This is a genomic window from Mesorhizobium sp. CA12, from assembly GCF_020165255.1.
Taxonomy (GTDB): Bacteria; Pseudomonadota; Alphaproteobacteria; order Rhizobiales; family Rhizobiaceae; genus Mesorhizobium.
On sequence record NZ_JAIUHT010000021.1, the window covers coordinates 72849 to 92487 of the forward strand.

The 19639-nt window shown below is 65.1% G+C and carries 19 protein-coding genes and 2 pseudogenes; 9 read left to right on the plus strand and 12 right to left on the minus strand.

Features of this window, described 5'->3' with window-relative positions; translation table 11 throughout:
- Positions 1-366: 366 nt before the first annotated feature.
- Positions 367-660 carry a hypothetical protein gene (locus LB520_RS26195; protein WP_224639874.1) on the plus strand — a complete coding sequence of 98 codons (294 nt, stop codon included), beginning with the start codon at positions 367-369 and terminating at the stop codon, positions 658-660.
- A 168-nt stretch (positions 661-828) separates the two neighbouring features.
- Here the strand turns inward: LB520_RS26195 and LB520_RS26200 are convergent, their stop codons facing one another.
- The 4 genes from LB520_RS26200 to LB520_RS26215 all read right to left on the minus strand — a co-directional run bounded on the left by LB520_RS26200 (position 829) and on the right by LB520_RS26215 (position 3487).
- Positions 829-2109 carry a DUF763 domain-containing protein gene (locus LB520_RS26200; RefSeq protein ID WP_224639875.1) on the minus strand — a complete coding sequence of 427 codons (1281 nt, stop codon included), beginning with the start codon at positions 2107-2109 and terminating at the stop codon, positions 829-831.
- Positions 2110-2214: 105 nt separating this feature from the next.
- On the minus strand, positions 2215-2547 hold the full coding sequence (locus tag LB520_RS26205) for a hypothetical protein (protein ID WP_224610306.1): 333 nt from the start codon (positions 2545-2547) through the stop codon (positions 2215-2217).
- Between the two features lie 146 nt (positions 2548-2693).
- Positions 2694-3023 (minus strand): hypothetical protein, encoded by a 330-nt coding sequence (locus LB520_RS26210; protein ID WP_224549798.1) that lies wholly within the window; start codon positions 3021-3023, stop codon positions 2694-2696.
- A gap of 152 nt (positions 3024-3175) precedes the next feature.
- Positions 3176-3487: a hypothetical protein gene (locus LB520_RS26215; RefSeq protein ID WP_095768303.1), complete on the minus strand. Its 312-nt coding sequence runs from the start codon at positions 3485-3487 to the stop codon at positions 3176-3178.
- A 252-nt stretch (positions 3488-3739) separates the two neighbouring features.
- On the opposite strand from LB520_RS26215, the gene LB520_RS26220 reads away from it, so the two are divergent.
- Positions 3740-4093, plus strand: a complete 354-nt coding sequence (locus LB520_RS26220) for a cupin domain-containing protein (RefSeq protein ID WP_224639876.1) — start codon at positions 3740-3742, stop codon at positions 4091-4093.
- Between the two features lie 379 nt (positions 4094-4472).
- On the opposite strand, the gene LB520_RS26225 is transcribed toward LB520_RS26220, so the two are convergent.
- Positions 4473-6467: an acyltransferase family protein gene (locus LB520_RS26225; protein WP_224639877.1), complete on the minus strand. Its 1995-nt coding sequence runs from the start codon at positions 6465-6467 to the stop codon at positions 4473-4475.
- Positions 6468-6696: 229 nt separating this feature from the next.
- Positions 6697-6916: pseudogene (locus LB520_RS26230) on the minus strand (alkylphosphonate utilization protein).
- Positions 6917-7557: 641 nt separating this feature from the next.
- On the opposite strand from LB520_RS26230, the gene LB520_RS26235 reads away from it, so the two are divergent.
- Entirely contained in the window at positions 7558-7887 is a 330-nt protein-coding gene (locus LB520_RS26235) for a hypothetical protein (protein WP_224639878.1), read from the plus strand.
- An 81-nt stretch (positions 7888-7968) separates the two neighbouring features.
- Here the strand turns inward: LB520_RS26235 and LB520_RS26240 are convergent, their stop codons facing one another.
- Both LB520_RS26240 and LB520_RS26245 read right to left on the minus strand, forming a co-directional pair.
- Positions 7969-8196: a hypothetical protein gene (locus tag LB520_RS26240; protein ID WP_095768306.1), complete on the minus strand. Its 228-nt coding sequence runs from the start codon at positions 8194-8196 to the stop codon at positions 7969-7971.
- Between the two features lie 468 nt (positions 8197-8664).
- The gene (locus LB520_RS26245; RefSeq protein WP_224639879.1) at positions 8665-9594 is read right to left on the minus strand and encodes a LysR family transcriptional regulator; all 930 of its coding nucleotides are present in this window, start codon (positions 9592-9594) and stop codon (positions 8665-8667) included.
- A gap of 132 nt (positions 9595-9726) precedes the next feature.
- Here LB520_RS26245 and LB520_RS26250 point away from each other — a divergent pair, with 132 nt between their 5' ends.
- The 4 genes and pseudogenes from LB520_RS26250 (at position 9727) to LB520_RS26265 (ending at position 14079) form a co-directional block, all read left to right on the plus strand.
- Positions 9727-11157, plus strand: a complete 1431-nt coding sequence (locus LB520_RS26250) for an MFS transporter (protein ID WP_224639880.1) — start codon at positions 9727-9729, stop codon at positions 11155-11157.
- 282 nt (positions 11158-11439) lie between these two features.
- Entirely contained in the window at positions 11440-11745 is a 306-nt protein-coding gene (locus tag LB520_RS26255; RefSeq protein ID WP_224639881.1) for a hypothetical protein, read from the plus strand.
- Positions 11746-11960: 215 nt separating this feature from the next.
- A pseudogene (locus LB520_RS26260) lies at positions 11961-13324 on the plus strand (NfeD family protein).
- Positions 13321-14079: a slipin family protein gene (locus LB520_RS26265; protein WP_224639882.1), complete on the plus strand. Its 759-nt coding sequence runs from the start codon at positions 13321-13323 to the stop codon at positions 14077-14079. Before LB520_RS26260 ends, LB520_RS26265 begins: the two are co-directional and overlap by 4 nt.
- Positions 14080-14115: 36 nt before the next feature.
- Here LB520_RS26265 and LB520_RS26270 read toward each other — a convergent pair whose 3' ends face one another.
- Both LB520_RS26270 and LB520_RS29430 read right to left on the minus strand, forming a co-directional pair.
- Positions 14116-14601, minus strand: a complete 486-nt coding sequence (locus LB520_RS26270; protein ID WP_224639883.1) for a hypothetical protein — start codon at positions 14599-14601, stop codon at positions 14116-14118.
- Between the two features lie 81 nt (positions 14602-14682).
- The gene (locus LB520_RS29430) at positions 14683-14901 is read right to left on the minus strand and encodes a hypothetical protein (RefSeq protein WP_411969952.1); all 219 of its coding nucleotides are present in this window, start codon (positions 14899-14901) and stop codon (positions 14683-14685) included.
- A 34-nt stretch (positions 14902-14935) separates the two neighbouring features.
- Here LB520_RS29430 and LB520_RS26280 point away from each other — a divergent pair, with 34 nt between their 5' ends.
- A complete protein-coding gene (locus LB520_RS26280) occupies positions 14936-15319 on the plus strand; it encodes an SgcJ/EcaC family oxidoreductase (RefSeq protein WP_224639884.1) in 384 nt (127 codons plus the stop codon).
- Positions 15320-15434: 115 nt separating this feature from the next.
- Here LB520_RS26280 and LB520_RS26285 read toward each other — a convergent pair whose 3' ends face one another.
- Positions 15435-16364: a LysR family transcriptional regulator gene (locus LB520_RS26285; protein WP_140845446.1), complete on the minus strand. Its 930-nt coding sequence runs from the start codon at positions 16362-16364 to the stop codon at positions 15435-15437.
- 98 nt (positions 16365-16462) lie between these two features.
- Here LB520_RS26285 and LB520_RS26290 point away from each other — a divergent pair, with 98 nt between their 5' ends.
- Entirely contained in the window at positions 16463-17473 is a 1011-nt protein-coding gene (locus tag LB520_RS26290; protein ID WP_224632144.1) for a zinc-dependent alcohol dehydrogenase family protein, read from the plus strand.
- Positions 17474-17654: 181 nt separating this feature from the next.
- Here LB520_RS26290 and LB520_RS26295 read toward each other — a convergent pair.
- A partial coding sequence (locus LB520_RS26295; protein ID WP_224639885.1) for an autotransporter outer membrane beta-barrel domain-containing protein occupies positions 17655-19639 on the minus strand: 1985 nt, incomplete at its 5' end.

Below are 19639 nucleotides of genomic sequence, written 5' to 3' on the forward strand. Positions count from 1 at the left end.
TGGGGAGCAAAGGAGAATCCCCGATGGATGGGGACGATGGCGAAACTCTGAAGGTCATAAAAAGGGATGTCGAAATACGCAGGACGCTTCTAGATCAAAAGAATTCACCGAACTGCGGAAATTGCTGGATCAGAGGTACGGCGCTTGGAGCAATCGAAGACATGCATATGAGTGCGAGATTCTCTGGGAGGAAGGTAAGCAAGACCAGGCCTTGGAGGAGACGTTCGATCGGCTGAAAAGCGGCGAATACAACGTCATGCATATCATCCTCTGCGCCACCTATGCGTGGAAACTGCGCCGAAAGGATGTGGCGGATTATCTGGGCTATCCTTCAAGTCCCTCAACGGGCTGGAGATTAGCGACGAGATGAGGCACACGGCCTGGATGTGGGTGCTGATTGACCATAAACGCTGGGCGCTTGAAGAACCAATGAAATACACCGACGGCACCCTTGCGAAGCTTGGCGACAAAATCCTCGTCTGGGAAGGGAACGAAGGTGTCGTGGTCTGTTCCATGGATACCGACGAATACTCCGAGGAATATCCCAAGGAAGCCTTCGGCTATCTGGAACGAGGGATCATGGTCCTGTCCGAAAAGGCGGGGCTGATACACTACGTGAAGCCAGAGGAGGGGATGCGGCTGATCGAGCGGAAGAGATAACGTCCGCCCAAGCTGAGATCACAAACGCTCGGCGCTGCCCCTCATCCGCCCTTCGGGCACCGTAAACGGGGCGAAGGAGAAGCGCGGCATCGGCGACGGTCGCTTTCTCCCCGTTCACGGGGAGAAATTGCCCGGCAGGGCAATGAGGGGCGGCGCTGACCTTCAACGTTATTTGCGGAGTCCGGTGTGCGTTTTGGAGGTTGGCTCCTCGCCACCCTCAGGCTTCCCCTCCCACCCGAACACGCTCCGTCCGCCCAGCAAATGCGACTGGTCCATCTCGCCCGCCACGATCTCCTTCAGACTCGGCCCCGTCACATACCGCTCCATCCTGCGCGACTCGCCGTCCAGCCGCCTCAGCGCCTCCAACTCTTCGGTTCTTCCGAGCTTGGCCTTGCCCACCGCCGATTTCAGCACGGTGATCGTCTCGTCATAGACCTTCAGCGGCACGGGGAAGGGGTGGCGGTCCTTGCCGCCATGGGCGAGGGAGAAGCGGGCCGGGTCGGAGAAGCGATAGGGCGCGCCGTGCACCACTTCCGACACCATGGCCAGAGCCCGCACCGTGCGCGGGCCGACGCCGGGGACCAGCAGCAATTCAGGAAAATCCTTAGGGCCGCTTTCGATGGCCGAGGCGATGTTGCCATGCAGGCGGGGCATCACGATGTCGCTTTCGCGCACATCGTGATGCGCCGGCATGACGAGGTTGGGCAGCAGCGGCTGCGCGGCGGGCTCGGGTTCGGGTTGCGGCTCCAGCGCCGCGAGCTGGGTCAGGATCTTCTCCGGGCTCATCGTCTTGAGCAGCGCGATCTGGCCGCCGCGGGCCTTCTCGGCGCGACGGTCGGTGAGGTTGACGATCTCGCCCTGGCGCTCGCCCTCGATCGCCGCATGCGGCTGGTCGACGAAGCTTTTGAGCCCCTCCGACAGCCAATGGTAGCGGCGCGCCTGGCGAGCGTCGCCGTTCATGCCTTGCTGCACCACCACCCAGCGCCCATCATCGGTGACGATGAAGCCGTGCAGATAGAGCTCGTAACCGTCCTGCACGGCGGCGCTGTCCACCTTGGCGACGAGCCGGCTGGCGGTGGCCAGGGCATCGCCGTCCAGCCCGACGCGCTCGCCGATCGCCAGCAACTCGCCGGGCGTCTTGCGCGAATGCGCGCCGCGCCCGCCGCAGACATGGATGCCGAGCTCATTGCTGAGCGGATTGAGCCCCCGCTTCAGCGCGCCGATGACGGAGGTGGTGATGCCGGAGGAATGCCAGTCCATGCCCATCACGGCGCCGAAGGACTGGAACCAGAAGGGATGCGCCAGACGCCGCAAAAGCTCATCGCGGCCGTAGTGGTGAATGATCGCCTCGCACAGCACTGCGCCGAGCTTCGTCATCCGATCGCCCAGCCACTTCGGGACCCGCCCGCCATGCAGCGGCAGGTCGGCGCTGCCGCTTCGCTGCGTCAAGGATGTTCTCCGTGGATGCCGGAGAATTAGATGGCATTTTGCCGGGAATTTGCAAGGCGCCGACTGATCTCCCCCCACAAGGAGGGAGATCAGTCCGCCGGCCCGCTAATACCGGTAATAATACCCGTGGTGATGCCTGTGATGGTGCCGGTGATGATGCCTGTGGTGGTACCGATGGGGATAGATGTAGTAGTGCCTGTAATACCGATGGTACCGGTAGTGCGGATACCGGACCACGTAGCCGGGATAGTAGTCGTCATAGTAGCGCGGTCCATAATAGCGGCCGCCGTAATCGTAGAACGGGCCGCCGCCGTAGAACGGGACACCGAAGAACGGGCTGAAGCCGCCGAACGGCCCGAAGAACTGTGCATCCGCAGGCGCGACCGTGGCTGCGGCGGAGGCGACGGCAATCGCCGAAGCAAGTAAGAGTTTTCTCATGGCAACCTCCTCCTGAAGGCCGATTACCAAATAAACGGTCGCTGCAAGCGTATGTTCCCGATCGCTAATATTCGCAGCGCGTGGTCACCCTCGAGGACAGGTCGCAAAAAGCGGCCAACAAGCCAGCCCCTCGTTGCCAGCGAGGTTCAATACCTGCAGACGCGGATCGCCTCGTAGACCCGGTGGTGATGACGCCAGTGTCTCACATATTCGACTTGGCAGCGCCTGTGATGCCGGAAATAGTAATTCCGGTAGTAATGCGGCCTGTAGCTATAATACTGGTGGTAATACGGCCGATACATGTAGGGGTCACTGTAATAGTCGTCACCGTAATATGGCCCGTAATCGTTGTAATAGTCGTCGTAATAACCGTCCCCGATGCCGATCCCGAATTCTAGGCGTCCGGCATTGGCCGGGCCGATCACGGCGAATGCCGACGCAATGGCTATAACGGAGGCGAGCAGGAGCGTTTTCATGACTACCTCCTCCCTGGAGTTGATCACCCCCTAAACGCGCCGGAGGCAGGTTATGTTCCAAATCGCTAATATTCGCCCGCCCATCCCTGGGGATGGGCGGGCGGCCATCTCCCTCGCGAGTAGGAGATCAGCCAATCATGGGCACCGCTCGGTCAGCGCTCGCAGATGCGGATTTTTTCGATGACGCGGTGGTGATGGCGCCAGTGCTTCACGATTCTGACCCGGCAATTATCGCCATAATACCGGCTATGATAGCGGACCACATAACGTTCACGATCCGGGACATAGTAGTCGTCATCATCGTAGACATGCCGGTAATAGCGGTGAGGGTAGTATCCGCCATAATAGTCGTCGTCATAGCCTGGACCGACGCCGATACCGAGTTGCACGCTGCCGGCGCTGGCCGGCGCGATCGCGAACGCCGAGGCGATGGCGATCATCGAAGCAAGCAGAAGCTTTTTCATCGCTGCCTCCTTGAGTTGCAGGACGCCCCTTCGAGAGATAAACGGTTTCGACGGGGCCGGTGTTCCGAGGAAAATGCGCGGCCCCTGTCTCGGGGACGAGCCCGTTCGCAAATGCGGGAAAACGCTCGCTCCCTCGCAAGGGCGCACGGACCAGCGGGAATAGCGCGTCGCGCGATGTCGCAGCATCACTCGCGCACCTTGGCGCCATCGGCTATGCCACACCTGACGTAAATCTCAACCGCAGGAGCTCCCATGACCAAGCAGACCATTCTCAAATTCGGCGCCGTCGAGCATGCCGAGGCCGGCGACCTGCCGGGCTGGATCGTCGTGGAGGGTAGGCCGACCATGCAGACGGCCGTGCAGCACACCTCCGGGGACGGCAAGGTGATGTCCGGCACCTGGCGCGCTTCGCCCGGCACCTATCACGCCACCTACACCGATTATGAATTCGTCCACATGATCGCCGGCCGCATCATCATCACGCCCGACGGCGGCGAGCCGGTCGAGGTCGGCCCTGGCGATGCTTTCGTGGTCGAGGCCGATTTCAAAGGGACGTGGAAGATCCTCGAGCCGGTGACGAAGCATTTTGTCGTTGTGGTGGGGTGAGGGGGCATGAGCTGCTGATCTCTCCCCACAACGACTACGCTACGCACACAACCTCTGTGACTGGCGTGACTGATCAGGCCGAAGCTTGATTGCCAGGTGGTTCCCCCAATCCGTCGCTGCTTCGCAGTGCCACCTTTCCCCCCCTCCGGAGGGAAAGGAAGGGAGTGTTGCTGGACGGACGTTGACGGCAAAAGCTTGGCGCCTTTCCTCTACCCCGTCGATCGGGGGAGAGGTGGCTCGGCGAAGCCGAGACGGAGTGGGGGTCGACCAGCGCTACATAGGACAATGCATGCGCCAAGCTGCCATGCACGCTATCGCCAAAGGCCAGCCGCTTGGAAATGTGTGCATGCCGTAGCCCACAAGGGGGAGATTGGCAGCATCACCTTCCCACTTTGGAAATCACCCTCTTCTCCACGTCCGGCTCCAGCGATTTCGCGAAGGGTGTCGCCATATGGTGCCGGTCGCGGAAGGCGAGCTTGCCGTCGATGAAGACGTGGCAAATGGTGGCGCTGCAGAAGCGGTCGGTGAGGTCGACGTAAGCAGCGTTGGGGATGCTGCCGACAATATCGCGCTCCACCGCCGCCATCTTGTCGTTGGCGGCATAGGCCCGCGTCTGGTCGCAGCGCGAGGGCGTTTCGTTCCGCCAAAGCGCCCGCGCCACGCAGGTGTCGACATTCGCGTTGTTGAACGGCACGTCGCGGATGAAGGCGACCTTGAGGCCGGCCTGGCTCAGGCTGGTGAGCGTGGAGCGCAGGCCGGCCCGCCAGTCGGCGTCCTGACCGTCTGTGTCGCCGCCGCGCCCCGCCATCTTGCGCCCGCTGCTCAGCGCCAGTTCCGATATGACCACCAGCGCTGGCTTTGCGCGGATGATCTCCTTGATCGCCTGCTCGCGCCAGCGGTCGCATTCTGCGTAGGCGCGCTTCAGCTCGGACGACCAGACGCTGATGCGCGAGGCGCGGCAGGAGTTTTTCAGCCAGGTCATCACCCGGTAGCCGTTTTTCCGGCCCGCCTCGATCAGCGGCGTCGACCAGTGGTCGGCGTGGGAGTCGCCGAACAGGGCTATGGTGCGCCGGCCGTCGCCGAACACACAAGGGATCGGCGTGACCGTCTCGTAGTCCAGCACGCAGCCTGCTTTGGCGCGGGCCGTGGAGGGTTCGGCGGCGCTCGCGGCGATGATGCGCTGCCGCGGGTCGAGATCATGCGCGGCGAGCCTGGCATTGCCATAGGCGGCTGCGACGCCGGTGCCGGTCAGGAGGAGGGCCGGCACCAGCGCCCGCGCCGCATTGGCCATCAGCCAGCCGCTGCGACGGATCGGGTTCTCGATGAGGTGGTAGCTGAGGATGGACAGCGCGAGTGTCAGCGCAAGGCAATAGAGCCGCTCGGCAGGCGTCAGCTCCGGCGCCACCATGCCGGCATAGACGATGACCGGCCAATGCCAGAGATAGAGCGAATAGGAGAGCCTGCCGATCCATTGCAAAGGCGGCAGCGCCAGGGCGGCGTTCACGCAGTTCCGTTCGGAATTGCGCAAACGAGGAGTGCCGTCCCTGACGCCGGCCGCTCCCGCCTTGAGCAGAAGGACTGTGCCGGCCACTGGCACAAGCGCCAGAAAGCCGGGGAAGGGAGCGTCCTCGCTGAAGGTGAGATAAGCGGCCCCGATCATCGCCAGTCCGGCCAGGCTCAACGCCCGCCCCAGCCGCGGACGCTCCTGCAACAGCCGCGCCGGCACCATCGATGCGAGGCCGCCGGCGGCAAATTCCCATGCGCGCAGCGGCGAAAAGTAGAACGCCCAGGGTGGCGATACGATCGTCAGCCAGGCGCAGAGGACAAAGGAGACGAGGCCGGCCGCGGCGATTGCAATGATGATCGAGCGTTTGCCCGGCTTCAGCCAGGCGGTCAGCATCAGCAGCGCCGGCCAGGCGAGGTAGAATTGTTCCTCGACCGACAGCGACCAGTAATGGATGAACGGATTGCTCGCGGCGTCTTTGGCGAAATAGTCGAACGACCAGCGGATCAGCCAGAGATTGATCATATAGGCCGAGGCGAACATGGCGCCCTTGGCATAGAGCGCCTGTTCTTCCGGCGACAGGATGACCGCGCCGGCGGCAAGTGTGGCGACGATGACGAAAAGCGCCGCCGGCAGCAGGCGCCGCGCGCGCCGGGCGTAGAAACGCAGAAGGTCGAGCCGGCCGGTGCCGGAAATCTCGGTGACCAGATGGCGGGTGATCAGATAGCCCGAGATGACGAAGAAGATGTCGACCCCGGCAAAGCCGCCGGGCAGCGCGGTCAGGCCGAAATGGTAGGCGATGACGCCCGCCACGGCCACCGCCCGCAACCCTTCTATGTCGGGCCGGAAATCCTGCGCTGATGCTGACACGAATACGAACCTCGCAAGCTCGTTCGTATCCCGCCTTGGGGAAGACTTGCGCCTGCGGGCTCATATCGCAATGCAACAAATCTAACGCGGTGCAACATAAAGGGAGGCCGACGACGTGCGGCAGCACCGGAATTGCCGAGATCCTCCCTTCCGGAGGTGACTGGCCGGCGGCGCTCCCGCCGCAATAAAGCAGCCGGCCGCATGATCTCCCACAAGGGCCGCACCGCATTCACGCCTTCTTCACGAACTTCGTCTTCAGAACCAGGCCCTTCACCTGCTTGGTGTTGCATTCGATCTCGCCGGGATTGCCGTTGAGGCGGATGTTCTTCACCAGCGTGCCGCGCTTGACCGTCTCGGACGTGCCCTTGACCTTGAGGTCCTTGATCTGCGACGGAGTCGCCGTCCTTCAGCGTCGTTCCGTTGCCGTCTTTTACGATAGCGTCTGTCATGGCGGATTGCATGGCCTGCGCCCCGCCTATCGCGCCGATCACGGCCGGGTCAAGCAGGCTGGAGCTGGTCATCTTGCCTGCAAGGGCGAGATATGGCGCTACCTCGTAATCATCGCTTGCCAGACGTGACAGGCTTTCGGCGGTGACCGCAGTGCCATCCTCGGACTTCACGTTCTGAGATCCGATCCGATCACGCGCCGATGCCGTCGGTAGGCCTGGTTGGGCGATATTTGAGGCCGATGCCGGACAGGCGCCGGGAACTGGCAGCCGTGGTGCCGTTGTCGGTCAAGCGTTGAATCGAGGCGGTGACGCTCCGGCTTGGTCCCGCGACATCCGGCTTGAAAATTGAGGCTGGCCAGGAGCGGGCGGTGCACCTCGAAGATGCCCGCCCGTCCGGCGCCGCCGCCAAGCTGCTGAAACCCCGTCCGTCCCCAACAGCAACGGTCATGGCGTGACCAGTGGTTGCCGAGTGCCATTGGCGCGGTGCCCTGTCAACGCCGCCGGACAGCGGCCCGGAAGCGTCTTTTTAGCCGCCTTTTCGTCCTCGAAGCACGCTTTGCAGCCGTGCCGGGGACACGGCGAAAGCCACGAAATGGCGGAATTCCGGGCTTTTGAGATATCCACCAGGCAGCGCCGCGCATATGCCTATCCGCTTGAATAGGCTGATTTTTCGCCGGCCGGCATGTCGCTTCGACCCCGACTTTTTTTGGGTGCAATTCGGCAGTACAGCATTGATGCCCGGCGACGACGGGATTCCGCTTGAAAGCGGCATCGAATCTATCTGTGAGCCGTTTCATGACCCGCTCATGAAAGACGTGATAGAGTGTCGTCGAACGGGGGAAGTTGCGATGGCCAAACGGTTGTTCGAGGTTCTTGCCAGACGGCGGTCATGGCTGGACCGGGTCGCTTTGGGGCTGCTCGTGTTCCTGGCGACCCTGGTCGCCGCGCTGATGGGCGGCGCCAGCACTTAAAGCCAGGAAAAGTGCGTGGCGGTTTGCTCGGCGACTTCGCCGCGCTTCGTGCACACTGGCGCCAATGCAAAACGGAGCGCGCTATTTCCTTTGGCCTATAGCCTTGAATTCGAATGTCGTGGGCCTGAGCCTGACCGGTTTCGGCCGCTCGGTGAGATCGACGACGCGGACCCATCTGTCGGCGCCGGCGCGCAAAGTGACTTTCTGGCCAAGCGCCTTCTCAGCCGCCTCGAAAGGCGTCTTTGCTGCGGCCGAATGGACCGCGACGACGGCTTCGCCGTCCATTTCCTCGACACGATAGATTGTCATGCGGGGCGCCCGCCGCTCTGCTCTCGCCCTTATACATTTTATTAGAAGTTACGAATGAAAGGCAAGACTCCCGGGTGTAGCGAAAGCGAAGCCGGCCGGGTTTACTCCTCTATAGCAGAGGGCGCGCCGTAGCCGCGCAGGCCGGTTCCGTTACAGGCCTGGCAGGAAGCCCGTTGTCCAGGGCAATTGTGGCGCAACGCGCCAGAGGGACAGCATGCGCCGTTCGACGCCACCGTTTCTCGCACTCGAACACCTTGCCGGCGCCCAGGCACCGGGGGCAGGCGAACTTCCTGAATTCGCTCAAGCGAGCCTCCGGCTATTTCACGCGCGCCCGGCAACGCGCTGACTATGCCGCGGGTTCCATGACAGACACGGTTAGTCCTGCGTACGATAGTACATGTTAGTAATGGCTAATATGATAAAGGCATCGCCTGCAACGCGCGGTTGGTTCCGCGGTGCCGCGGCGTATCAGGGCATGGGTTCCTCGCCCTCGCGAAACGGCGGAGAGGAAAGGCGGCACACCTCTTTCACCAGCCCGCGCAGCCAGCGATGCGCCGGATCGGCGTCGAGCCTCGGGTGCCACAAGAGCGAGACCGTCAGCGCGGCGAGCTTCACCGGCAGCGTGAAGGTGAACAGGCCCTCGCGCAGCGTTCCGGTATAGCGTTCCGGCACCGTGGCGATGAGGTCGGAGCCACGCGCCAGCGCCAGCGCCTCGGCGAAGCCGCCTACGACGGTCGCGACTGTCCGCGTCAGCCCGGCGAGCTCCAGGGCGTCATCCACCGGGCCGCGGTCGAGGCCGCGGCGCGAGATCAATATGTGCCGACCGGCGGCGAAGCGCGCAGCGGTGATCCGGCCTTCGCACAAAGGATGGCCGGCCCGCGCGACGCCGACAAAGCGGTCGCGGAACAGCGCCTGCGCGCGCACCTCCGGCCCGGTCGAACCGCCCACCACGCCGGTCTCCAGATCGACCGCGCCCTCGCGTATCGGGCCGCTGTCCTTGTCGGGCTTGGGCACGAAACGCAGTTGCACGCCCGGCGCTTCCTCAGCCACGCGGGCGAGCAGCGCCGGGCCGAAATTCTCGACGAAACCATCGCTGTTTCGCAGCGTGAAGCTGCGGCCAAGCCGCGCGAGGTCGAGCCGCTCGGCAGGCCGCAGCACCGCTTCCGCCTCCTTCACCAGCCGCCCGACCTGCCCGCCGAGCTCGACAGCGCGCGGCGTCGGCACCAGGCCGCGCCCGGCACGCACCAGAAGCGGGTCACCGGTCGCCTCGCGCAGCCTCGCCAGGGCCCGGCTCATTGCCGAAGGGCTGAGCTTCATGCGCCGCGCGGCTTTGGCGACGCTGCCTTCGGCAAGCAGCACGTCAAGCGTGACGAGCAGGTTGAGATCGGGTCGCGACATGGCGCGACCCTAGCACGGATTCGTCAAAGCGGCATGGCGTCTGATGCACTATTCAAGTGCATACGCTGCGTGTTCCGCCATGTCATGCGCACGCCTATCTTCCCCGCAAGTTCAACCGACGGAGAAGAAATCATGGCCGACATTGCCCAAACCCGCGCTGCGCCCCTGCGCCATTCGACGGCGGGCGCGTTGGCCAGCCTGTCGCTTGCCATGCTCGTCTCCTCGCTCGGCACCAGCATCGCCAATGTCGCGCTGCCGACGCTGAGCGTGGCCTTCGCCGCGTCGTTTGCGGCGGTGCAATGGGTGGTGCTTGCCTATCTGCTCGCCATCACGGCGCTGATCGTCAGCGTCGGGCGTCTCGGCGATGTCGTCGGCCGCCGGCTGCTGCTGATCGCCGGCCTGACGCTTTTCAGCGCCGCTTCGTTTGCCGCCGCGCTCGCGCCGTCGCTGGCGATGCTGATCGCAGCCCGCGCCGTGCAAGGCCTGGGCGCCGCGGTGATGATGGCGCTGACGATAGCCCTCGTCGGCGAGACGGTGCCGAAGCAACGCACCGGCAGCGCCATGGGCTTGCTCGGCACCATGTCGGCGATCGGCACCGCGCTTGGACCCTCGCTCGGCGGCGTGCTGATCGCAGCTCTCGGCTGGCGCTCGATCTTCCTCGTCAACGCCGCGCTCGGCGCCGTCGCGCTGCTGGCCGTCTGGCGCTTTTTACCGGGCAACAAAGGGGCGGGCATCGACCGCGCAGAGGCGAAGGGAGCCGCGCGTTTCGATATGCTGGGGACGCTGCTGCTTGCCGCCACGCTTGCCGCCTACGCGCTGGCCATGACCATGGGGCGCGGTCATTTCGGTGGTCTGAACATGGCGCTGCTCGGCGGGGCAATTGTTGGCGCGGCGCTGTTCGTCGTCGCCGAGGCCAAGGTGGCGTCGCCGCTGGTCAAGTTCGCGCTGTTGCGCGACCCGGTGCTGGCGCCGAGCCTCGCCATGAACGCGCTGGTCTCGACGGTGATGATGGCCACGCTGGTCGTCGGCCCGTTTTTCCTGTCGCGTGCGCTGGGCCTCGGCGACGCTGCGACCGGAGCCGTGATGTCGATCGGGCCCGTGGTCTCGGCGTTCTGCGGCATCATTGCCGGGCGTGTCGTCGACCGCCTCGGCGCTGCCGCGATGATCATGGCCGGGCTGGTGCTGATGGTCGCCGGCTGCGTCGCGCTCGCCGTGCTGCCGGGCGTCTTCGGTGTCGTCGGCTACGTGGCGGCGATCATCCTGCTGACGCCCGGCTACCAGCTCTTCCAGGCGGCCAACAACACCGCCGTCATGGCCGACGTCGACAGCTCCGAGCGCGGCGTGGTGTCGGGCATGCTGAGCCTGTCGCGCAATCTCGGCCTTGTTACCGGCACGGCGGTGATGGGCGCGGTGTTCGCCTTCGCCGTGGGCACCAAGGATGTCGCGACGGCAGCGCCGGCAGCGGTCGCCGGCGGCATGATGTTCACCTTCGCGGCGGCCACGGGGGTGGTGGCGTTGGCGGCCGCGATAGCGGTGGCTGGGCGGAGAGGGCGGATCGCGTAATCTGGGGAGAGCGGCAGCTCGGCGCCGCGCCGTCCCTTCCGCGATCGCGCAATTTCGTCACCGCACGGGGAGCATATTCTGACACGCGGCGGTGCCCATTCCGCCTTCGGCCGGTGCCTCAGCTATCCCAACGAACCCCGCCCACTGCGGCGCCGGCCCATCCTCCCACCCGATCTCGACCGCGCGCCGGAGCGGATGGCGCATGTCGTCCTCCCCGGAACCAAAGCGACAGGCAGCGGTTTACCCAGCCGAAGGGATGATTCAGGAATCAGGAATAAAGCAATGAAAACAGTGCTTCTTGCTGCCCTGGCGCTCTGCGTCGCCGCACCCGCCGTCGCTTCGGCGGCCGAGGCCGATGTCGTCATCAGGACGCATCACAGGCATCATTATCATCACCGCCCCGCCATCATCATCAATGACGAGAGCCATCGCTTGCATCACCGCCATCACGGCACGGTCGCCTTCTATGACAATGGCAAGCGTAGCTGGCGTTATCGCCATCACCGTCGTCAGGACGTGGTCGTCACGAGTTCGATCCACCGGCACCATCATCGTCGGGTCGTCGTCGAGGGCGGCTCCGACTATTGACGCCCCGCGCCCCGGCTCGTGCGATCAGACACGGGCCGGGAGCGCTTTTTTCCGATTTGTCTCTTCAGGACCGATTCCGCTGCGCAGCGCTTTCAGCGCGCTGGCCTGAAGCATGGCGCCCAACCGCAGCCGCCGACGGTTGGCGCAGGCGCCCTTCGACGCCCATTGGACTTCGCCACGGCACAACCCATATTTGAGCTCATGGAGCTTCGAGCGTGACCTTCGCGCGGGTGGCCCTTTTCGCCGTTGCCCTCCTGGCCGCGGCTGCCGTTTCTTCCTTCTCCTCGACCGGGAGCGGGAAGGTCGCGTTGAGCGTTGCCATTGAGGCGCTATCGGGCCGGCCAGCACCAGGCAGCTCGAGGAGGCGCTCGATACTGCTGCTCAACGCAACGCCGAAGTGCTCGTCCTTCAGCTCGACACGCCGGGCGGCCTGGTCACCTCGATGCGCGAGATGATCGCCGACATTCTGGCCTCGCCCGTGCCCGTCATCGGCTACGTCGCGCCGGCCGGCGGCCATGCGGCGAGCGCCGGCACCTACATTCTTTACGCAACCCATGTCGCGGCGATGGCGCCGGGCACCAATCTGGGCGCGGCGACGCCGGTCGAGATAGGCGGGCTGCCGTCGCTGCCGGGCGGCGACAAGGACAAGAACCAAAAGGGCGTCGCCGAGCCGCCCGGCGACGAGATGATGGCCAAGGTGACCAATGACGCGGTCGCGCTCATCCGCTCGCTCGCCGAGATGCGCGGCCGCAACGGCGACTGGGGCGAGAAGGCGGTGCGCGAGGCAGCGAGCTTGTCGGCCAACGCCGCCCTGCAGGAGCATGTCATCGACTTCGTCGCCCGCGACGCTACCGAGTTGCTGCAGCTTGCCGACGGGCGCACCGTCGATGTCGCCGGCGCCAAGAAAGTGCTGGCGACGAAAGGGCTGCCGGTCGAGACGCTGGAGCCTGGCTGGTTCATACGGCTGCTCTCCGTCATCACCGACCCGAACACCGCCGTCATCCTGATGCTGGTCGGCGTCTATGGCCTCGTCTTCGAGTTCACCAGCCCGGGCGCCGTGGCGCCCGGCGTCATTGGCACCATCTGCCTGGTGCTCGGGCTCTATGCGCTCAACCTCTTGCCGATCAACTATACCGGCCTGGCGCTGATGCTGCTCGGCATCGCCTTCCTGATCATCGAGGCCTTCAACCCCACCGTGGTTCTGGGGTTGGGCGGCGTCGCCGCTTTCCTGCTCGGCTCGGCCATGCTGCTCAGGATCGAAGGGCCGGGCTTTGCCATGTCGTGGGCGGTCATCGGCCCCGCCGCCGTGCTGACGCTCGGGCTGGCGCTGTTCACCGGAACCTATGTCTGGGCGGCGCGCAGGAAACCGCCGCGCGTCGGCGGCGAGGCGATGCGCGGCCTGCCCGTCGAGATCGTCGACTGGCATGGCGGCGAGGGCCATGTGCTGGCTTTGGGCGAGCGTTGGCGGGCGAGGGCCGACGAACCGGTCGCACCCGGCGACAGCGTTGAGGTGACCGACGTCAGCGACCTCGTGCTGACCGTGCGGCGTCGCGATGCGAGCAACAACGGAGTGAAATGATGGTCGGTTACGTGGCCTATCTCATCATTGCCCTGCTGGTGATCATCTTCCTGTCGGCGGCCATCCGCATCCTGAGGGAATATGAACGCGGCGTGGTCTTCACGCTCGGCCGCTTCACCGGGGTCAAGGGCCCCGGTCTCATCATCCTCGTCCCTTTCGTCCAGCAGATGGTGCGGGTCGACCTGCGCGTGGTGGTGCAGGACGTGCCGCCGCAGGATGTCATCTCGCGCGACAACGTCTCGGTCAAGGTCAACGCCGTGCTCTATTTCCGCATCGTCGACGCCGAGCGGGCAATCATCCAAGTCGAGGATTTCATGGCCGCCACCAACCAGCTGGCGCAGACCACGCTGCGCTCGGTGCTCGGCAAGCACGAGCTCGACGAGATGCTGGCCGAACGCGACAAGCTCAACAGCGACATCCAGGAGATCCTCGACCAGCGCACCGATGCCTGGGGCATCAAGGTCTCCAACGTCGAGATCAAGCATGTCGACCTGAATGAAAGCATGATCCGCGCCATCGCCAAGCAGGCCGAGGCCGAGCGGCTGCGCCGCGCCAAGGTGATCAACGCCGACGGCGAGCAGCAGGCGGCGGCGAAGCTGGTCGAGGCCGGCCGCATGCTTGCGGCCGAGCCGCAAGCCATGCAGCTGCGCTATTTCGAGGCTCTGCACGACATCGCCGGCGAGCGCTCGTCCACGGTGGTATTCCCGCTGCCGGTGGAATTGCTCGGGCAGTTCATGAAAGGGCAGGGCAAGTGAGGCATTGACGCTGCCGGTCTTCCCTCGTCGGCAGAGTCAATCAGCCCCGCCGCCCGAACCCTTGCCGCATTCTGCCAGCACCTTGCCGATCGCAGCACCTGAGCCTTTCAGCGGAAAGCTCGCCGTGCCGTATTTGTCGGCCGAGATCGTCACCTCGCCCTTTCCCCGCAGCAGCGCCAGCAACGGGTCGGAAGGGCCGGACAGGTCTGCCGTGAAGTAATTGTACATCGCCTCGAGCTCGAGCTTTTTGGTCACGCTCTTGCCGCCGGCCTTGAAGGTGAAGGATCCGCCGATGCCGGGCTCCAGCTGCCCGCCCGCGGCGCCGAGATCATAGCTCAGCACCGGCTTATCGAAGCAGGCCAGCATCAGATGCGCATCGCCCTTCGGCCCGCCGCACACCGAAGCCGTCATCACCCTGCCGCCTTCGTCCTCCTCCATCCGGGCGGACCAGGCGCAAGGCGCGGCATGGGCGGAAGGGGTGGCTAGAAGGGCAAGTGTGACGATTGCCAGTGCGCTTTTCATAGTCGATCTCCACCGTGGCGGGCATCATATAGAGATTAGCGAAAGTCGGCGAGCGGCCAATCTCTCCTGAATGGATCTCGCTTAAGTGCTCTTGGCCGGCTCGAACAATTCCAGCAGATTGCCAGAAGAGTCGACCAGCAAGATCTGCGAGCCGCCCGGCCTCGTCACGATTTCATTGCGGAAGTTTAGGCCTGCCATGCGCAACCGGGCGACCTCCTTCGTCGCAAAACGCGCGCGATAGCGCTCGGGTTCGTCCGCGGCGTTGCCGGCGACGGCGATTGCACCAGGTATTGACGACAAATCCGACCGCCGACGATTGCAAGGAGGTAAAGCGATGACCGATGACGCAACCGCGATCCGCCAGGTGGTCGAGACCTGGATGGCGGCGAGCCGGAAAGGCGATCTGGAGACCGTGCTTGGCCTGATGACGGACGATGTCGTCTTCATGGTTCCCGGCAAGGAGCCCTTCGGCAAGGAAGCCTTCGCCGCGGCCTCCAGGGGCATGGGCGAGACCAAGATCGACGGTGATAGCGAGATCGTCGAGCTCAAACTGCTCGGCGACTGGGCCTATATCCGCAACCGCATCGATATGACCGCGACACCGCCCGGCGGCGAGCCGGTGCGGCGGTCCGGCTATACGCTGACGCTGCTGCGCAAGGAGAATGACGGCCGCTGGCGGCTGGCGCGGGATGCGAATTTGCTGGCGGCAAAAGGGTAGGGCGCGGCCGCCGGAACTGCCTGTCCCCTTCTGGCTATCCCCTTCTGGAGCGAGAAACCTTGTCCTGCGAACGCGGCGTTCGCGACCGCCGGCGCGAATGCCCGCTATCTCGCCCTTACTTTCGCCACGGCGGCTCAGGCGCGAAGCGCTTGCCGATCCAGTCGGCGAAGGCGCGGGTCTTGGCGGCTTGGCCTTTGGCCGAGGGCATGACGACATAGACCGCGCCCTCGTCGGCCAGCGTCCAGTCCTCCAGGATCGGCACCAGTCGGCCGTCGGCGAGCTCGCGCCCGACCAGCCAGTCGGTGCTCATCATCAGGCCGACGCCCTGCACTGCGGCCTCGACCAGCACCTCGGCGTCGTCGCTGACCAACGGCCCTGAAACCTCGATGCGCACGCGCCGGCCCTCGCGGTCGGTCATCTCCCAGGCCGGAAAGGTCTGGAAGCCGGAGAAGCCCAGGCAGCTGTGCTCCAGCAGCGCCTGCGGCGTTTCCGGCCTGCCCCTTCTGGCGAGGTAGGAGGGCGCGGCGCAGAGCAGCCGGCGGCGCGTCGCCACCTTGCGCGCCACCAGGCGCGAGTCCTCCAGGCTGCCCAGCCGTACGGCGACGTCGAAATTCTCGGCGACGAGATCGGCGAAGCGGTTGGAGAACTCTGCCTCGATGTGGACCTCGGGGAACTCCGCCAGGAATTGCGGCAAGAGCGGCCCGATCCACATGCGCCCGAAGGTCCCGGGCAGCGCCAGCTTGAGCAGGCCGCGCGGCCCGCCGGCGGCATGCGCCGATGCAGCCGCCTCGGCCTCGTCGACCGAGGCAAGGATGGCGCGTACGCGCAACAGGAATTCCGCGCCCGCCTCGGTAAGCGACACGCTGCGCGTGGTGCGGTGGAGCAGCCGCACCCCCAGCCGCTCTTCCAGCGATTGGAGACGGCGCGACAGGATGGTCGCGTCGCGCCCGACTCTCGCTGCCGCCCTGGTGAAGGAGCACGCCTCGGCGACGGCCGCGAAGGCCGCCATTTCGGCAAGGGCGGAGGGCTCAACTGATTGCTGCATGATTTGCAATACTCAAATGCAAAGTCCAACGATTATCGAGTAGTAGCGCAGCAGATAGGTTCGCTCAATCGTCCATCGACCACGCACGGAGTGAACCCATGAAAGCCATCGAACTCAGCCAACCCCGGCTCGACGCCTTCCGCGCCGCCAGCATCGCCACGCCCGAACCGCAACGCGGCGAGGTGCTGATCCGCCAGCGTGCGGCGAGCCTGAACTTCGTCGATGTCGCCGTTGCGAGCGGCAATTATCCCGGCCCGGTGTTTCCGCTCGTTCCCGTTGCCGACGGTGCCGGCGAGATTGTCGCGCTGGGCGAGGGCGTGACGACATTCAAACCTGGCGACCGCGTTGTTGCCCACGCCAAGCCGCGCTGGATCGGCGGCCGGCCGCGTCCCCACGAGATGACGCAGATGCGCGGCATCTCGTTGCCCGGGTCGCTGGCCGAATATGTCGCGCTGCCAGCCAACTCGGTCGTGCCGGTCCCGGCGCATCTCTCCTTCGAGTCGGCCTCGACCTTGCCGATCGCCGGCACCACCGCGTGGAACGCCATCCGCGCCGCCGATGTCGGGCCGGGCTCCGTCGTCGTGCTGCTCGGCACGGGCGGCGTCTCGATCTTCACCCTGCAGCTTGCCAAGGCGGCCGGGGCCACCGTCATCATCACGTCGTCCTCGGACGAGAAGCTCGAGCGGGCCAAGGCGCTCGGCGCCGATCACCTGATCAATTACCGCGCGACACCGGATTGGGACGGCAAGGTGCTGGAACTGACCGATGGCCTCGGGGCCGACCTCGTCGTCGAGACCGGCGGCACCGCCACCTTCGCGCGCGCCGTCAACGCCACCGCGCCCGGCGGCACGCTGTTCACCATCGGCTTCGTCACCGGCGCCGAGGCCACGGTCAATCTGCTGCCGATCATCATCAAGGCGCTGAAGGTGGTGGGCAACAACACCGGATCGGTCTCGGACCTGCGCGACGCCGCCCGTGCCATCGGCGCCGCCCGGATCGAGCCGGTCGTCGACAAGGTGTTTTCACAAAACGAGGCGACCGAAGCCTACACCTACATGGCCGCCGGCGGCCTGCATTTCGGCAAGCTGGTGTTCGGCTTGGATTGGTAGGAAGAGCCGACGCTGGAGTGGGCGAAAGCGATGAATCTCTCGGTCTCCCTGAAGCCGACTTCCCTGACAGGAAGATGTGGGAGCTTCAATCCGCCTCGCCGCCCGAGCCCTTGCCATATTCGGCCGGGCTCCGTCGGCCGAGCGTTCTCATGCTACTCCCGATCCTTCTCACCTCTCGCCATCAGAACTGGACGTCGAGGTTGGCCTTGGCGCCGTTGTCGGCGTTATGGGAGCCGAACTGACCGGTGTAGGACAGGCCGAGCGTGGCATTGGCCGAGATCGGCAGGTCGAAACCGGCCTCGATCACCACGCTGTCCCTGGCGACAGGTACGCCGGCGATGGTAAAGGCATCGCCGCCGGCGAAGGCGAAAGTCGAAGTCGGCGTGACATCGCCGAAGGCATGGCGCCAGCCGAGCGTGCCACGCGCGGTCGCCTCGATGTTGCCCAGCGTCAGGCCGGTCGAGGTGCGTAGCCCGAGCGTGGTGAAGGTCGCGTTGGTGGTTGAACTTGCGCTGGTCAGGGCTGCACCGCCACCTTTCTCGGTGAAGCCGTCGGTGTGCACGCTGACATAGGCGAGATTGGCGAAGGGCTCGAACTTGAAGCGCCCGGCATCGGCCTTGTAAGCGAGTTCGCCGAACACCTGTGCCGTGCCGGCGTCGTAGTCGGCCGACAGTTGATCGGCGAAGCCATTGAAGGCAACCGCGCGCTTTGTCGAGATGCTGTTCCAGCTGTAGGCGACGCCGGTGCGGAACGCGATGGCGCCCCAGTTGGTGCCGCCATAGAGCCCGAGATGATAATTGTCGCCGGCGCCGCTGGAACGGCGAGCATCGGCGTTGACGGAGGAATGGCTGTAGCCGCCGAGGAGGCCGACGCGCCAGTCGCCCACCAGTCCGTCCGCACCCGCCAGCAGCCCCCCGGTCGAACGATCGAAGGCGGCGGCATTGCCGTCGCTGCCGACATGCCCCCACGAGCCGAAAGCTTGGCCCCAGACGGCGACGCGATCGGTGTCGGCCGCGACCATTTCCGGCCCGCCCTCGCCATAGGCCATGACCGGCAACGCGGCTGCGTCGGCATCGCCAAACGCGGCGCTGATCCGCTTGGTGGCGGCGTCGCGGATGAAGCGGCTGTCCTCCAGCAACATCCCCTTGGCCGAGGCATGGATCTCGCCCGAGAGCTGGTCAAAGGCGTCCTGAGCAATTCCGGCTGTCGGCAACACGACGATCGCGTCGTGGAGCGGATTGCCAGCCCCCAGGCTTTCGGCACCACCGCCGGTGGCGATCTGATTCGGCGTCAGGCCAACCTGAGCGAAGGTCTTTTGGACCACATCGAGATAGACGTGCTTGGCGTCATAGCTGTCGACGAGGCCGAGGAAAGCCGTGCCGATATCGCCGGTGAGCGAGTAGTTTCCGGCGACGCCACCATCGGCTTGCAACAGCGTGTAATGCGTGCCCGCTACGTAAGGCGCGGCATCCGTCTTGACCACGTCGAGGACCGATCCGGCGGCGATCGTCGCCATGCCGGTCGCGTGGATAAGATCGGACTGGCCGGTCGAAGTCAGTTCGACCTGGTAGATCGAACCAGCCGCCTGGTCGATATTGCCCGCGACACTGAGCGTGCCGATCGAATTGCCCGGCGCGATGATGCCTCCCGAGTGCGCCGCGATGCCGCCCACCGTGCCGTTGCCGCCAAGTATGCCGCCCGAGATCGTCACCAGCGAATCTGCCAGCGAACCGTTCACGGCCAGCCGCCCGCCGCTCACATTGGTCGCGCCGGTGAAGGCGCTAGAATCGGCGGTGAGATTCGTGTTGCCGGCGACCTGGTTGATCGTGCCGGCACCGCCGATCGCCGACGCGAAGGTGTAGTTCGTGTCGGTGTGGTTGAAGTTGATCGCACCGGTGCCTGCGCCGAACTGGACAGCCGCAGCATTGAGTATGCCGGTCGCCGATGCCGCCGCTCCGGCTACGCCACCGAAATTGAGCGTGCCGATTGAGCCTGCCTGGCTGGCAATGGTCACGATGCCGCCGACCGAAACCGCACCGCCGTTCGAAATCGTCAGCGTGCCCGTGCCGAATTCGCCGACATCAAGGTTGCCGGTGTTGGTCCAGGTCGAGCCAGCGCCGTCGACCGTCGCCGTGCCAACGCCGTTGCCGAACGCCACAAAGCCAC

Excerpts from the sequence above, each read along its gene's own strand:
- LB520_RS26240 (WP_095768306.1), bottom strand. The coding sequence starts at position 8,196 with ATGACAATCTATCGTGTCGAGGAAATGGACGGCGAAGCCGTCGTCGCG.
- LB520_RS26255 (WP_224639881.1), top strand. The coding sequence starts at position 11,440 with ATGAAAACAGTGCTTCTTGCTGCCCTGGCGCTCTGCGTCGCCGCACCC.
- LB520_RS26235 (WP_224639878.1), top strand. The coding sequence starts at position 7,558 with ATGCCTATCCGCTTGAATAGGCTGATTTTTCGCCGGCCGGCATGTCGC.
- LB520_RS26250 (WP_224639880.1), top strand. The coding sequence starts at position 9,727 with ATGGCCGACATTGCCCAAACCCGCGCTGCGCCCCTGCGCCATTCGACG.
- LB520_RS26265 (WP_224639882.1), top strand. The coding sequence starts at position 13,321 with ATGATGGTCGGTTACGTGGCCTATCTCATCATTGCCCTGCTGGTGATC.
- LB520_RS26205 (WP_224610306.1), bottom strand. The coding sequence starts at position 2,547 with ATGAGAAAACTCTTACTTGCTTCGGCGATTGCCGTCGCCTCCGCCGCA.
- LB520_RS26285 (WP_140845446.1), bottom strand. The coding sequence starts at position 16,364 with ATGCAGCAATCAGTTGAGCCCTCCGCCCTTGCCGAAATGGCGGCCTTC.
- LB520_RS26195 (WP_224639874.1), top strand. The coding sequence starts at position 367 with ATGAGGCACACGGCCTGGATGTGGGTGCTGATTGACCATAAACGCTGG.
- LB520_RS26220 (WP_224639876.1), top strand. The coding sequence starts at position 3,740 with ATGACCAAGCAGACCATTCTCAAATTCGGCGCCGTCGAGCATGCCGAG.
- LB520_RS26210 (WP_224549798.1), bottom strand. The coding sequence starts at position 3,023 with ATGAAAACGCTCCTGCTCGCCTCCGTTATAGCCATTGCGTCGGCATTC.
- LB520_RS26245 (WP_224639879.1), bottom strand. The coding sequence starts at position 9,594 with ATGTCGCGACCCGATCTCAACCTGCTCGTCACGCTTGACGTGCTGCTT.
- LB520_RS26270 (WP_224639883.1), bottom strand. The coding sequence starts at position 14,601 with ATGAAAAGCGCACTGGCAATCGTCACACTTGCCCTTCTAGCCACCCCT.
- LB520_RS26290 (WP_224632144.1), top strand. The coding sequence starts at position 16,463 with ATGAAAGCCATCGAACTCAGCCAACCCCGGCTCGACGCCTTCCGCGCC.
- LB520_RS26215 (WP_095768303.1), bottom strand. The coding sequence starts at position 3,487 with ATGAAAAAGCTTCTGCTTGCTTCGATGATCGCCATCGCCTCGGCGTTC.
- LB520_RS26280 (WP_224639884.1), top strand. The coding sequence starts at position 14,936 with ATGACCGATGACGCAACCGCGATCCGCCAGGTGGTCGAGACCTGGATG.